Origin of the sequence: Komarekiella delphini-convector SJRDD-AB1 (assembly GCF_014831675.1) — a bacterium.
Classification (GTDB): domain Bacteria; phylum Cyanobacteriota; class Cyanobacteriia; order Cyanobacteriales; family Nostocaceae; genus Komarekiella.
Genome location: NZ_VJXY01000013.1, coordinates 89954 through 103831 on the forward strand (window position 1 = coordinate 89954; position 13878 = coordinate 103831).

A 13878-nucleotide genomic window follows, 5' to 3' on the forward strand; every position below is an offset into this window, starting at 1 on the left:
TAATTAAATCTTAAGGTAATGCCTCAAATGCTTCAATTCAGCCTGTGGCTATTGTCAAATGCCAAGTCTTCTGGTGTATTACAGTTAAATAACATTTCTGGTTCTGGTAAGGGTAAAACTTCTACAGGATGTTGCTCAAGCCACTGCTGAAACGATCGCCCCCCTTGGTTGATAAACTCTAAGAGTTGTGGCAAACAGCGACGGCGATAAAAACCACACAGAGGTTCCCAGCCTTTAGGATGATGAGCCAAAGCTGCGATCGCTTCATTCCCTACCTTATCAAGTCTAGTTGCCCAATCTTGCAAAACCTCAACCTGCAATCTCGGCAAATCGCAAGCTAACAGTAGCACCCAATCTGTTTTTACTTGCGCTAGTCCTTGAGCAAACCCAACTAGTGGCCCGTGGGTTTGGGGAGAGGGGGAGATGTTCTGCATTCCCACCTCTTCATCTGCTGAGGACAAAGCCACTTCTTGGATAAATTGGCAACTAGAACCAAGTAAGTCTTGATAGCGTTCTGGCCAAGGAGTAATTACATAAACAGTATCGGCACAGCTTTGAGCAATACCACAAACCATTTGCAACAAAGGCACTCCTTGAATGGAAATCAGGGCTTTATCCTGACCCATCCGAGAACTCTTACCGCCTGCTAACACAATAGCGGTTAACTTGCCGGATTCGTCCATCAGTCTCCCTTATCTCCCATCTTGTTACGCTCTAGTTTGACTTTGCTGCACTTGCTGCCACAGCTGCTCTACACTTTCTGCTGGTGCAAGGCACTTCAAACCTTGGCAAACTAACCCAACGCTTCCCTCTGGTAAATCAGAGATTAGGCTGAACACAGCAGTTGGTAAATACTTAGGGATAAGAGAGTTGATTTGCTCTATTGTGCTGCGAATCAAGGTAGAGTTACGATACCAATCCAAGGCTGTAAACAAGCTGGGACAAGCTTGGGGAGCACGATGCATCACACTCCTAAAAGCATTCAAGCCTTGCTCTGCTAAATCCAAATAATCTAAATTATCTGTGAGTAGGGCGAGACGCACAAGGTTTGCGATCGCTACTCCATTAGCTGATGGTGTAGCATTATCTGCATAGCTCCGCTCACGCACAATTAAATCTTGACTGGAATCGCTTGATGTGTTATTATACCCACCTAATTCGACACTCCAAAGAAACTCGTCGAATTCATCTTGAATAGCGATCGCCTTTTCTAACCAAAAAGAGTCCTGATGGCTCAATTGATTCTCATCTCGTATTAATGAAACCTGATGTAAATCCAGCAATGCTTTGATAAACAAAGCGTAATCTTCAGATTGCGCTAAAACGGATGGCTCTCCTTGATAATTGAGTCGATGAAAACGCCCATCTACAAACTGATGATTCAGGATAAAATTTGCTGCCTGCGTTGCTAATTCTAAGTAAAATGGTTTTTTGAATACCCCAGCAGCTCTTGCCAATCCAGAAATCATCAAGCTATTCCAAGCGACAATCATCTTTGTATCTGTCACTGAGGGAATGCGACCTGGCCAATTGTGAGTTTTTGCCTCTTGATTGTTGCGTGCAGGGGGAAAAGTCTCTGGTGAATCAGGTACAACACCATACCGGGCAGTAAACAGCTTGCTCAGTGAAGTTTCTAGCGTTGCACTCAGTTGCCCTTGATAACGCCTTTGCAAAACATTCTGTCCTTCAAAGTTGCCATTAGGGAGCACTGTAAACTGCTGTTGTAATTCCGTTAGTTCATCAGATGTTAACAGTTGTTCTAGTTCGCTGTAACTCCAGACGTAAAAGGCTCCTTCCTCTGGTTCTACTGCGGTGGGGTTAATGAAGCTGTCAGCATCTTGAGCTGCATAAAAGTAACCTTCAGGCGCGGTCATTTCCCGCTTTAGCCATTGCACAGTACCAGCAACCGCTCGTTCAAAAGCTGGTTCTTGTATTTCTGCACTCCACAAATTTGCCAGATACTCCACAATCTGCCCATTGTCGTAGAGCATTTTTTCAAAGTGAGGCACAGTCCACGTAGGGTCAACAGTGTAGCGATGAAAGCCACCGCCCACATGGTCATAAATTCCGCCCAGTGCTAAGTCTAGTCCTCGCTGGGTACAAACATGCTTGCCATCATGCCGGGATTTCTGTTCCCACACCGAACCGGGGAACAAAAACCGAGTTCCCCGCAACACTAATTCTGCATAAGGAATCATCGGGAAGCTATTGCCGTCTTGCCTAGGAATAATTATGCTTGTGCTAGTTTCCCAACCTTTCCAGAGTAATTCATCGTCTTCTAGCTCTGTTGTAGCGCCGTCTTGTAAAACCGCAGACGTCAGCAGCGACTCAATAATTAAGGCTTTGCGTTGCTGTAAGTCCTCTTTTTCCGTGTCGTAGTAACGGCGGAGTGCTTGCAACACTTGCAAAAAGCCAGGACGACCATAGCGCGGCTCCAATGGAAAGTAAGTCCCAGCGTAAAACGGCACTAAATCTTCTGGGGAAAGAAACACATTCAAAGGCCAACCTCCTTGACCACTCATCATCTGCAAAGCCTGCATATAGATGCTATCGAGGTCAGGTCTTTCTTCCCTGTCTACTTTAATAGGGAGGAAGTTGGCATTCATGTACTCGGCAATAGCTTGATCGGAAAAAGCCTCATTTTCCATCACAGTACACCAGTGGCAACTAGAGTAGCCAATGGAGAGAAAAATGGGTTTGTTTTGCCCTCTTGCAGTTGCAAGTGCTTCGTCACACCAAGACCACCAATCAATTGGGTTTTCGGCGTGTTTGCGTAGGTAAAGGCTCTTAGCTTCAGCAAGGCGATTAGTCATGATCAAATGCAAAGTAGTTGCCTTCTTTGCTCAGTCTACCTTGTTCTCAGGAGTGTTAGCCTATATGCCTGTATAGATAGCCAACAAACCCGAAGAGTGATTTAGCTCTTGAGTCGTAGGCTGCCACAAAGGTACAAAATGGTTAGCATTATTAGTTAAATCTGTGCAATTTGTAAAATATTTTTACTGGAAAGGGCGCAACAGCAAGCTAACGATAGGTGTTGACACTTCCGGCACAGGTGATGCTGCCTTTGTTTGAATTCTAGTATTTGGGCTAAGTCCTGCTATCAGGTGGAGTAAGAAGGTGATGATAGCGGCTTGTAGAAATTTTTCCCGCATGGCACGTCTCCTCTAAAAAGATAGCATTTCAAATGCAACTGGTTATTCTAAATACACCTTGTAATGTTGGTTTACCGAAATTCTACAAAAAGAATCGGATAATTGCTTAGGGAAGTACCGAAAAAATGTTTAAAATATTACAAAGATTTGACAAAATCCTACCAGCAATTTGTATTTAGTTATTGGTCTAGTAACCACATTGCCAAAGTTGTGTAGTAAACGCCGAGATACGAAATTACTGACATTGGAGGGTTTTGATTTGTTCCTCCTCAAATAATGTGGATATTCCTTGTAGACTGCTTTTTTGGCTTAAAAGTGCCCTTAAAAATTAAACAAGATTGCACAACTACCTTCTGCAATCTTGTTGAGTTTGTAGGGTGGACATTGCAATGCCCACCCGACTATGGCTTATTCTTATGGAACTAACTGCGATCGCCCTTGATCACCTTCTACAATAAATCCATGATTGGATTTGCCCACGAACAGGAGAAATGCACTCCAGTTTAGGGCTGTCATCGATAAAATGTATTTAAAATAGCTACGTTATTTCCATGATTCCTATCGTTATTGAACAATCGGGTCGAGGTGAACGCGCCTTCGATATCTACTCACGGCTGTTGCGTGAGCGCATCATCTTTTTAGGACAACAAGTAGATAACAATATCGCTAACTTGATTGTTGCCCAACTGCTGTATTTGGATGCTGAAGACCCGGAGAAAGACATTTATATGTACATCAATTCTCCCGGTGGTTCAGTGACGGCTGGTATGGGCATTTTTGACACGATGAAGCACATTCGCCCTGAAGTCTGTACCATTTGCACCGGATTAGCGGCGAGTATGGGCGCTTTCCTCCTCAGTGCTGGTGCTAAGGGGAAGCGGATGAGTCTGCCTCATTCGCGGATTATGATTCACCAACCTTTGGGTGGTGCTCAAGGACAAGCGACTGATATTGAAATTCAGGCGCGAGAAATTCTTTACCATAAGCGGCGGCTAAACGACTATTTAGCTGAACACACTGGTCAACCAATTGAGCGTATTGCTGAAGATACTGAACGTGACTTCTTCATGTCGCCAGAGGAAGCTAAGGAATATGGCTTAATTGACCAAGTGATTGACCGTCACTCTGCTGGTAGCCGTCCAGCAGTTGCAGTTGTCAGCTAATAGTCAATAGTCGTTAGTTGGTGTTGACTATTTGAACCCCACTTTTAACCCCTCCTCGCTTGCGGGGAGGGTTTACAAATAGGGTCGCTACTGTTGTAAATTTTAACGATACATAGCAGAGTGCTGAAGCGCGGATAGCTATGGTTTAGCCCGTCCTGAGTATAAATCCAAGTACTACCCTACGGGAAGCCGCTTCGCGTCTACAAGGCTTTGAGCAATCAACATTGTCCTAACCTATACTTCGACTGCTATAGTTTCTATCACTACAATGACAAATCAAAATCCCGCTACTGGGTCTGGCTGAGATTGGAGGTATTTGAGGAATCCATGCAGTTCCTCTTCGGTCAGCAAAGTGCGCCCTCGCTTACCGTAGGTTTTAATTAAATGCTCTCGTCCTTGTTCTGGTGTCCAGCCTAAGCGCTGAAGTTCGACATCTGTTTTAGCAATTACATCAGATAAATCCACGGGTTCAGTCTTCTTTTTTTTCCTTCCTGTCCCAGTCTGGGTAACTACATCCTCTGGAGGATTATAACTACGTGGCGTAAATGGTGTGACATTACTGGCAGAAGTACTTAGCAGGGATTGAATTTCCAGTTGATTACCAGAGATCATTTCCAAGTTTTCAACTGGGGTGTCGAATTGGGATTCTCGCTTAGCGGTAACAGAAAACTGTTGGTCTAATTCCTGGCTGTAGGTATCGTTTTTATCTACGCTTCGCGTGTCAGGTGTCAATTGCACCACGGGAGAAACTGCTGGCGTGTCTAAGTTATCTGTTGCCATGAAAGCTGGTTTAGTTTTTTGTCCGCTAAAGGATGGTATGGATATTTCTTTGTCACTACTCACTGGCCAAGGACTACTAGCAAAATCCCCATCTTTTGCAGAAGAGTAGGCATCATTCAATTCTAGTTTTGTGCTTGGAGAAGGGTTAAGCTGCGCCTGCGAGCTTGGGTTTAAGGAAGTCACTGATTCCTGTGGCGCATTCTTGATACCTAAAACTGTTAGCGCTCTAGTTCTGGCTTGATCTTCTGCTGCTTCTACTGTTTCTGCCGCTGCCATACCAGTAGCGCGGGTTACACCTTCAATTTGTACACTTGCCCGGACAATATATTTTCCTTGAAAAATTTGCACTAATTCAGAAATAAGACTGCCGTTGGGATACAAGCTCTGGAATTGAGCCAACATAATACTGCCACCAATCTAACTCTGTTTAATTACGGGTCGATGCTATCTGTTTGCCTTAGCTAGGTATCACAGGTTTGTAACATCCTCTCAAACCCAAATTTTAAACGAAGCTTTGCTTAATTTAAAAATAGGTAAGAGATGACTAACTTTGTTCTAAGTGGATACTTAGAGGCTTTTTAATACATCCACTAACTACCCTGTGGATGTAAAAGCTTTTAGCTTTTGTTTATGATGTCGTTAGTTTCCTTGCAGGTGATGAGCTAATGCTCATCAAGGTGCTATTCGTGTCTTGTCCTGTGTCCCAATTGTAGCAGTAGCTCTTTTTTAAAGAAATTTTTAACTAGTGCTGACTTAACTGGGTAGTCTTGCTGATAATGCTATACTAATTACCCAACTCGATATCCAGAACTATTTTCTGGAAGTGCGCTCTAAATCTACAATAATGAAGATAAGGTTCGCCCTCACTGCTTATTGGGCTGCTTACCTAATTGTTACCGATTCTACATATGGGAAAATTGGGTTTACCGGCAGTTTCTCCTAGTTAAACATCAGAGTCTAATGGCGTAAGATTACCTTCAGTCTAGACAATCAAACACCTGTGGTTTCCACGCCACTTGCTCCACTTGGGGAGCCAGCGCCGTGCGGAGGTTCCCTCCGTTGAGGCGACTGGCGTGAGACCCCAAGACCGCAGTGGCTCCCCTACATAACGCTTTTGGAAAGCATGGATTCTCTAAACCCAGCTTCTCAAAAAACCGTTGCATAATTACCTAGTAGGGCGAAATTTTAATCAGGCGTACTTTCTAAGTTTGGTTAGATTAGGGAACTTAAGCGCAGGCGAACTCTGAGAGCGTCGTGCAGTGAGAAGTCCAAGGGTCGGCTTTCTTCTCTTGGAACTTCGGGAGCTTTGCCGCAGGGCAATTCGTTTCCAGTTAGTGTCTGTAAGCCGTGAGGGCATACAGAAAAGAACCAGATAAAACAACGGATACTTTGCAAAGGCGGAGGGAAACCCCCGCACGCAAGTTTTCTCAAAAAATGATGTTTTGACCAAAGGTCGGTTCACTGCATGGAATTTTCAATCGCTACACTCCTTGCCAATTTCACCGATGATAAATTGGTAGCTCGTAAAGTTTTAGAAAAGAAACTTGGTTGCGAGGATGAAGACAGTTTACAAAAACTTCACATTGCCTTGGATGTTCTGGAAAAAATCGGTATTCTAGTAAAAGAACGAGGCAAGTACCGACGTGTCACAGAAGAAGGAATAATTGAAGCAAAACTTCGTTGTTCTAGTAAAGGCTTTTGCTTCGCTATTCAAGATGTGGAAGGAGCTGAAGATATTTACATCCGCGAAAGTCATCTGAGTAATGCTTGGAATGGCGATCGCGTTTTAGTAAGAGTTCTCAAAGAAGGTAGTCGCCGCCGCTCTCCCGAAGGAGAAGTCAAGCTAATTCTAGAACGTTCTAACCACACTTTACTAGCACGGATCAAACAGGTAGAAAGCGGTTTCCGGGCTGTACCTTTAGATGATCGACTACTGTTTGAACTCAAAATTCAGGCCAACGGCGCGAAATTAGAAGAAGCGATTGATCACCTTGCTCACGTAGAAGTCCTGCGTTACCCATTGGCACAATATCCCCCATTGGGCCGGGTAGTCCAAATCCTCGGCAGCGATGCTGAAGCTGCTGCTGATATAGATTTGGTAACATGTAAACATGACCTTTCCCGCAATTTCCCGGATAATGTACTAGAAGCAGCAGCAAAGTTACCCAAAAGATTGCTAAAAGCAGACCTGAAAAATCGTCTGGATTTACGTAATTTGTTTACCCTAACCATCGCAGGGGTGAATGGTGATTCTAAAGTTATAGAAAATGCTTTCAGCTTGGAAAGAACCTCATCCGGAAATTGGCTTTTGGGAGTTCATACCAGCGATGTTTCGCACTATGTTCAACCCGATGAACCCCTAGATAGGGAAGCATTCAAGCGGGGAAAGTCAGTTTATCTGGGTGAGTTAATGCTGCCAATGCTGCCAGATACCGTAGCAGAACGCTGTTCTTTAGTACCTGGAAGCGATCGCTTAACCATCTCTTTTTTAATTACCATTGACCCACAATCAGGACAAGTGGTGGAGTGGGAAATTCAATCCAGCGTCATTAAAGTAGACACAGCACTAACTACAGAACAAGCTCAAGCAATTCTAGTCGGTCAACATAAAGAGAAATCCGCAGAGGTGATTGAAACACTGCAAGACTTGCAAACTTTGCAAAAAGCAGTAAAACAGTCACGGTTAGCTCGTGGGAGCCTACAGTTAAATCTACCACCCAGCCAAAATCCCTACTATGATGAGGGGATTCTGGGAGCCGTGGTAGTAAATGATTTACCTGTGCGATCGCTATTAACGGAGTTCGTGCTACTAGTCAATCAACTGATAGCAAACCACTTAAGCGCCCTAAGTATTCCCGCCATCTGGCGAGTCCAAGGCTCACCGGATACTGAAGATGTCCAAGAAATGCTGAAATTGGCAATCAATTTAGGCGTGGAACTATCACTAGATCCAGAAGTAGATATCCAACCCCTCGATTATCAACAGTTGACCAGAGCTTTTGCAGAATCTCCTTCGGAGCAAGTTCTAACTTACTTGTTGCAAGACACGCTCAAGCCAGCGGTATATACCACTACCAAAGGATCTCACTTTGGTCTGGCACTACCGGAATATACTCACTTCAGCGCCCCCTTACGGCGTTATCCAGATTTACTCATGCAAAGAGTGTTTTATTCACTACTTGAACACGGGCGCGATCGCCGTAATACCCGTGTCAAAGAGCGTGTGAATCTCCGTCACTCCTCCTGTCATGAAGAAATCAACTGGAACGTTTTACCTCCAGAATTGCAACAAGAACTTCAAAACGATTTGACTAGGGTAATTGTCCAGATCAACGACCGGGAAAAAGAAGTCCAAGAAGCCGAAGCTGATTTAGCAGGACTGCAAAAAGCCCAACTGATGAAACAGCGCATCGGTCAAGTCTTTCAAGGCGTGATTACCGGTGTTCAATCCTATGGTTTCTTTGTAGAAATTGAAGTACCAGCAGCAGAAATTGAGTCCAGCGGTAATCCTGGTGTGCCTTTGAGAGTTGAAGGACTAGTACACGTCAGTTCCCTCAAAGACGATTGGTATGAATATCGTGCCAGACAACAAGCACTGTTTGGTCGCAAAAATCGCGCTTCCTATAGATTAGGCGATCGCGTTGCTGTACAAGTTAAAAGTGTCGATTATTACCGTCAGCAAATTGATTTGGTAACTGTCGGTAGCGATGGTGTAGCTAAAGCATCTCTAGGTGGTTCCAATGATGATCCTTCAGATCTCTACTTACCTAATGACATTGAATCTGACGACATAGACCCTTATGGTGAGGATGAGTAAAATCAACTAATATATTCGTGTCAAATAACACTAAACCGCTGATTTTAGGTATATCAGGCGCATCTGGTCTGATTTACGCTGTTCGTGCTCTCAAGTTTCTATTAGAAGCGGAGTATAGGATTGAACTAGTTGCTTCTAAATCAACCTACATGGTTTGGCAATCGGAGCAGGATATCCGTATGCCACCAGAACCCACTGCACAAGAGCAATTCTGGCGAGAACAAGCCGGAGTTGCACTTTTAGGTAAACTACGTTGCCATCCTTGGAGTGATGTCGGAGCCAATATCGCCAGTGGTTCCTTTCCCACTCTAGGGATGATTGTCATGCCATGTAGTATGAGTACAGTGGCAAAGCTAGCAGTTGGCTTAAGTTCAGATTTACTAGAACGAGCCGCAGATGTCCAACTCAAAGAAGGACGAAAGCTAGTCATTGTCCCCCGTGAAACTCCTTTTAGCCTGATTCACTTGCGTAACTTAACAACTTTGGCAGAAACCGGAGTCAGAGTTGTCCCTGCTATTCCCGCTTGGTATCACAATCCCCAAACCATTGAGGATTTAGTTGATTTTGTAGTCGCCCGTGCTTTAGATCAACTCGATATTGACTGTATCCCAATTCAGCGGTGGCAAGGTCATCGTTAAAGTATGAAGTATGTAGTGTGAAGGATGAAGTATGAAGTGGAAAATTTCAGCCTTCAGCCTTTAGCCTTCATTACTTTATTCTTTATCCTTTATCCTTTCCTAATCCTATGGCTGTAATTCGTTTAATTTTATTGGTGGCTGTACTGGGAGGATTAACGCTATTGTTAGTCCAAAATTGGTCACCTACCTTATCGCTAGTATTTTTGGGTATGCGAACTCAACCCTTGCCACTAGCGATGTGGATTTTATTTAGTACTGCCACCGGTGCTTTTACGTCTATAGCGATCGCTACTTTGTTTAAATTATCCAATTATTTTGCAGGAGGGCAACGCCAAACCTTTTATAAATCAACAGCAACTTCATCACGTGCAAAAGCAACTCGTAGAGAAGAACCTACATCCTCTCCTACTAGTCCCCCACCACCAGCAAGTAAAACAAAATACCCTACCAGTGATGAATTTGATGATTGGGAGACAAATAGTAGTGGAGATGATGATTGGAACTTTGATGAAAAGCCCGAACAAGAGCCTACCCCCAGTGCTAAAACTCAACAGGTTAAAGACTCTCAAACCTACGAACGTCAACAAACAGAACCTAAAAGCAGTTCTCAGTCGGGTTCCGTTTACTCCTACAGCTACCGGGAGCCAAAAAACACTGCTGCGGGAAAAACTGAATCAGTTTACGATGCCGATTACCGGGTAATAATTCCACCTTATCAACCACCGACTGCGAATCAAGTGGACGCCGATGCCGATGATGATGATTGGAAATTTTTTGATGATGACGATTCAAAGGATGGAGATGAACGCTCCCGTCGATGAATGCCTATTTGATACCACAGCGCTCTCTGGACTCTTGCTTGACCTTACCAGTCATCGCAGCTTCCTGTAAAGTCATGAAAGCATTAAAATCTTCCAAGTCATAGCGGGTAGTCAACAGTTGTCTTAGTTGATTTTCTGCTTCTACAGTCAAATAGCCAGTTGCTAAAGCTCTTTGTACAACGTCACGAATTCGAGTCATGGTTTGCCATCTCATTCATACTACATTTATTGATTTGGGCTTACTCAGGTGGAATATGCAGTAGTTTTTGTGCCTAAACCATCAAATTGGCAAATATTGCTTGTGCAATGTCGGAAATTGAGTCATTATTTACACCTTTATCGGAAACATTTTGTTGATTAGGGCCTGTTATTACTAAACTTTTAGAAGTTGCACACTGTGCCACTAAAAACACAGTATTTTTTACACCTAAAATTTCCCTACCAGACATAGAGTCTTGGTTGTTTGTGTAGACAGAAATTGTTTGGATAAAGTTTCCAACAAGCTTTGTTAAATTTCCGTTAAGCCTAAAGATACCTAAGCAACAATGCCAAGTCACCTAACGACAGTTACTAAATTCGTTATAAATTTATCGTTTATTTATTCTGGTTTTATAGAAGAATCGTTAATATATTGCCTTAGTTACTTTAAATACATAAATAAACGATAATGGCAACACTTGATTCAAATCAAATAGAAGATGAATTTATCGAAGCTAAAAATAATTGGGAGTTAGAAAAGTTATACGTAGATTTGGCATCTGCAAAAGGAAAAGCCTTGACACCTGTTGAAAAGAAATTCCTCAGAGGTTTACTTTGTGGTTGTAGTCCTGCCGAAATTGCAAACATTGTTTATCAAAGTCGTAGTAGCAGTACTGTTAGAGTTTATCTTTCTAATGGAGTATATAAATACATAGAAGAAATGCTGAGTGCTCAATTAGGCTACTCAGTCAAAGTGAAAAACTGGAGTCGCGTGACTCATTTACTAGAAAAGGCTGGGTATAAAAAAGGTTGGTTGCAAATACAATCAGCAATCACCCCAGTCAAAAATCCCAAAGAAAAAGACACTGATTTAATTCCTAAATCAGTTCAGATACAAGATTGGGGCGAAGCTATTGATGTTAGTGCATTTCACGGAAGGACAACAGAACTAACAACAGTTCAAAAATGGATTGTGCAAGAGCGTTGCCGATTAGTGGTAGTTCTGGGTATGGGGGGAATTGGTAAAACTGCTTTTTCAGTAAAACTGGCAGACGAAAATAAAGATAAGTTTGAGTATGTCATCTGGCGATCGCTACGTCTTGCGCCACCTTTAGAAGTAATCTTAAATCAACTCATAGAAATTTTGTCCTCATCAGAGACAAAAAGTACAGAAACTTTGGACAGCAGAATTTCCCAACTGATTGATTGTTTACGTTCCTCTCGTTGTCTAATTGTTTTAGACCATATTGACTCTATTTTGTGCAATAGCCATGACGATGAAACACCAGAATATTCTGCTATATCAGTTGATAATTCCAGTATAAAAAATGCTTTTTCGCTCGTCCCTCAGATTCAGTATCGTCAAGGTTACGAGGGTTATAGAGAATTAATTAGAAGACTGGGAGACTCACAACATCAAAGTAGCTTAGTGTTAACAAGTCGGGAAAAACCCCCCGCGTTTCAAGCAATAGAAGGAGAAAAATTACCTGTTCGCTCTTTAAAATTAACTGGCTTAAGTCAGTTAGAAAACATCCTCATTCTCAAAGCTAAAGGATTGACCAGCCTAAAAGAAGAGGAATGTAGAGTATTGAACTACTGGTATGCAGGTAATCCATTATTTATAAAGTTAGTTGCTACCACTATTCAAGAATTATTTGGTGGCAATATATATGAGTTTATACAACAGGGTACTGTCGTTTTTGGAGAAATTCGGGCAATTTTAGACCAACAGTTTAGTCGGTTATCTGAGTTAGAAAAGCAGATTATGTACTGGATTGCCCTCAATCAAGATTTTGTCTCAGTACGCGAGTTACAAAAAGACGTTATATCAGGGTTTTCCAAAAGATTATCGCAAAGATTAATCTTGGAGGCTATGGAGTTATTACAAAAGCGATGTCTAATCGACAAGGCTTCTCTACAAGAGGCTTGTCTGCGACACGCTGCGCGTAGCTTGCTTCCCCGTAGGGGTACGCCAACGCCTACGCTCATTGAGAAGGCTCCGCCGGCGCTAATCGAAAACGAAGCATCTAGTTTTACTCAAACCCCAGTATTAGCAGAGTATATAATCGAACGCTTAATTGAAGAAGATTTTAAATTAAGTGAAGCTAAAGATAGCTATTTATTGATGAACAACACAATTTTTACAGCACAACTGAAAAACTACATTCAAGAAAATCGGCTGAATGTGGAAAGGTAAACTAGAGTGAAGAGTTAGAAGTTAAGACAACTTATAACTCAGTACTCATAACTGGAGCAAAGCGACTGGTGAGCAGCTTATTACAAGGAGTCAATCTGTACTTAATTGGCATGATGGGCGCTGGTAAAACGACGGTAGGACGTTTACTAGCGAAACATCTAGGTTATGGGTTTGTGGATACAGATGATGTCATTATCAAAGCAGCAGGTAAATCCATCAATCAGTTATTTGCCCAAGAAGGTGAAGCTGGGTTTCGTCAGTTAGAAAGCGACGTGCTGGCACAAATCTGCGCTTATACAAAGTTGACCATAGCAACCGGTGGGGGTATAGTGTTGCGGCAAGAAAACTGGGGTTACTTGCACCACGGTTTGATAGTGTGGCTAGATGTGCCAATAGAGCTACTGTACAGCCGCTTAGCTGAAGACACTACAAGACCACTCTTGCAAGACGCTGATCCCAAGGGTAAATTGCGATCGCTCCTTGAACAACGAACACCACTTTACTCTCAAGCCGATTTGCGAATCACCGTTCAAGAGGAAGAAACACCTGAAGAAATTACCAAGCGAGTACTTGAGGCAATTCCTAGTGTTCTCAAACCCCAAGTCTCTCATTAAGAAGACTCAAATTACCAAATTTTGACCAATGATTCCTTAATGGTACAGAGCAAGCGAATTGATCCTGGGGTCAATCCAAAATCTGTCTTGGAAAGTTCTGTTCGCCCTACAGCCCTTTGGGCATCCTACGGCAGGCGTTGGCGGAGCCATCGCTATGCGGGTCTTACTACCCAACTGTCTTTTAGAACGGTTGCCTTGTGTCTTCTGGACACAAGGGAGAGGCGCAAAGCCTTGCGCCTCTCGGCAGTGAACAGACCATCGGATAGCGCAGCGTAAAGCCTTCTCTTCTCCTATCGGAGACACTTCGTGAACGAGAGGCTTCGCCAACGGCATGGCTTCGCTTAGAGCGAGTCCGCGAGCGTCGGAAGCCTCCGCACCCTGCGGGAAGCAAGCTACAGACTTTCCGCAAAATCTAAAATCTAAAATTGTCTGACCATCACTTGCTTGTTGTAGTCAAACAAACATACTCAATATCATCAGAGATTGTGAGGAGTTCCA

Annotated in this window: 13 protein-coding genes; 6 read left to right on the plus strand and 7 right to left on the minus strand. The window is 43.2% G+C overall.

The genetic code is table 11. From position 1 onward, the window contains the following. Positions 1 to 32: 32 nt before the first annotated feature. From FNW02_RS13880 to FNW02_RS13890, 3 genes are all read right to left on the minus strand, one after another. The gene (locus FNW02_RS13880) at positions 33 to 683 is read right to left on the minus strand and encodes a molybdenum cofactor guanylyltransferase (RefSeq protein ID WP_191758124.1); all 651 of its coding nucleotides are present in this window, start codon (positions 681 to 683) and stop codon (positions 33 to 35) included. Between the two features lie 24 nt (positions 684 to 707). After that, complete coding sequence (locus FNW02_RS13885) at positions 708 to 2813, minus strand: thioredoxin domain-containing protein (protein WP_191758125.1); 2106 nt, start codon at positions 2811 to 2813, stop codon at positions 708 to 710. Positions 2814 to 2996: 183 nt separating this feature from the next. Next, positions 2997 to 3152: a hypothetical protein gene (locus tag FNW02_RS13890; RefSeq protein WP_191758126.1), complete on the minus strand. Its 156-nt coding sequence runs from the start codon at positions 3150 to 3152 to the stop codon at positions 2997 to 2999. A gap of 551 nt (positions 3153 to 3703) precedes the next feature. On the opposite strand from FNW02_RS13890, the gene clpP reads away from it, so the two are divergent. Beyond that, positions 3704 to 4315: an ATP-dependent Clp endopeptidase proteolytic subunit ClpP gene (gene clpP / locus FNW02_RS13895; protein ID WP_191758127.1), complete on the plus strand. Its 612-nt coding sequence runs from the start codon at positions 3704 to 3706 to the stop codon at positions 4313 to 4315. Positions 4316 to 4591: 276 nt separating this feature from the next. On the opposite strand, the gene FNW02_RS13900 is transcribed toward clpP, so the two are convergent. Further along, positions 4592 to 5497 carry a hypothetical protein gene (locus FNW02_RS13900; RefSeq protein WP_191758128.1) on the minus strand — a complete coding sequence of 302 codons (906 nt, stop codon included), beginning with the start codon at positions 5495 to 5497 and terminating at the stop codon, positions 4592 to 4594. 575 nt (positions 5498 to 6072) lie between these two features. Beyond that, complete coding sequence (locus FNW02_RS13905) at positions 6073 to 6258, minus strand: hypothetical protein (protein WP_191758129.1); 186 nt, start codon at positions 6256 to 6258, stop codon at positions 6073 to 6075. A 302-nt stretch (positions 6259 to 6560) separates the two neighbouring features. Between FNW02_RS13905 and FNW02_RS13910 the strand changes: the two genes are divergently transcribed. From FNW02_RS13910 to FNW02_RS13920, 3 genes are all read left to right on the plus strand, one after another. After that, a complete protein-coding gene (locus FNW02_RS13910) occupies positions 6561 to 8912 on the plus strand; it encodes a ribonuclease R family protein (RefSeq protein WP_191758130.1) in 2352 nt (783 codons plus the stop codon). A gap of 17 nt (positions 8913 to 8929) precedes the next feature. Continuing rightward, positions 8930 to 9550, plus strand: a complete 621-nt coding sequence (locus FNW02_RS13915) for a UbiX family flavin prenyltransferase (protein WP_191758131.1) — start codon at positions 8930 to 8932, stop codon at positions 9548 to 9550. 107 nt (positions 9551 to 9657) lie between these two features. Continuing rightward, complete coding sequence (locus FNW02_RS13920) at positions 9658 to 10371, plus strand: LapA family protein (protein ID WP_191758132.1); 714 nt, start codon at positions 9658 to 9660, stop codon at positions 10369 to 10371. A 4-nt stretch (positions 10372 to 10375) separates the two neighbouring features. Here the strand turns inward: FNW02_RS13920 and FNW02_RS13925 are convergent, their stop codons facing one another. Then, on the minus strand, positions 10376 to 10570 hold the full coding sequence (locus FNW02_RS13925; RefSeq protein WP_191758133.1) for a hypothetical protein: 195 nt from the start codon (positions 10568 to 10570) through the stop codon (positions 10376 to 10378). Between the two features lie 73 nt (positions 10571 to 10643). Next, positions 10644 to 10928, minus strand: a complete 285-nt coding sequence (locus tag FNW02_RS38635; protein WP_225225636.1) for a hypothetical protein — start codon at positions 10926 to 10928, stop codon at positions 10644 to 10646. Between the two features lie 110 nt (positions 10929 to 11038). Between FNW02_RS38635 and FNW02_RS13935 the strand changes: the two genes are divergently transcribed. Further along, complete coding sequence (locus tag FNW02_RS13935) at positions 11039 to 12766, plus strand: NB-ARC domain-containing protein (protein ID WP_191758135.1); 1728 nt, start codon at positions 11039 to 11041, stop codon at positions 12764 to 12766. 68 nt (positions 12767 to 12834) lie between these two features. Further along, the gene (locus tag FNW02_RS13940; RefSeq protein WP_191758136.1) at positions 12835 to 13380 is read left to right on the plus strand and encodes a shikimate kinase; all 546 of its coding nucleotides are present in this window, start codon (positions 12835 to 12837) and stop codon (positions 13378 to 13380) included. Positions 13381 to 13878 lie beyond the last annotated feature (498 nt).

What these genes read in the sequence shown, in the direction of transcription:
- FNW02_RS13880 (WP_191758124.1), bottom strand. Translation starts at nt 683, where the DNA reads ATGGACGAATCCGGCAAGTTAACCGCTATTGTGTTAGCAGGCGGTAAG.
- FNW02_RS13885 (WP_191758125.1), bottom strand. Translation starts at nt 2,813, where the DNA reads ATGACTAATCGCCTTGCTGAAGCTAAGAGCCTTTACCTACGCAAACAC.
- FNW02_RS13890 (WP_191758126.1), bottom strand. Translation starts at nt 3,152, where the DNA reads ATGCGGGAAAAATTTCTACAAGCCGCTATCATCACCTTCTTACTCCAC.
- clpP (WP_191758127.1), top strand. Translation starts at nt 3,704, where the DNA reads ATGATTCCTATCGTTATTGAACAATCGGGTCGAGGTGAACGCGCCTTC.
- FNW02_RS13900 (WP_191758128.1), bottom strand. Translation starts at nt 5,497, where the DNA reads ATGTTGGCTCAATTCCAGAGCTTGTATCCCAACGGCAGTCTTATTTCT.
- FNW02_RS13905 (WP_191758129.1), bottom strand. Translation starts at nt 6,258, where the DNA reads ATGCAACGGTTTTTTGAGAAGCTGGGTTTAGAGAATCCATGCTTTCCA.
- FNW02_RS13910 (WP_191758130.1), top strand. Translation starts at nt 6,561, where the DNA reads ATGGAATTTTCAATCGCTACACTCCTTGCCAATTTCACCGATGATAAA.
- FNW02_RS13920 (WP_191758132.1), top strand. Translation starts at nt 9,658, where the DNA reads ATGGCTGTAATTCGTTTAATTTTATTGGTGGCTGTACTGGGAGGATTA.
- FNW02_RS13925 (WP_191758133.1), bottom strand. Translation starts at nt 10,570, where the DNA reads ATGACTCGAATTCGTGACGTTGTACAAAGAGCTTTAGCAACTGGCTAT.
- FNW02_RS13935 (WP_191758135.1), top strand. Translation starts at nt 11,039, where the DNA reads ATGGCAACACTTGATTCAAATCAAATAGAAGATGAATTTATCGAAGCT.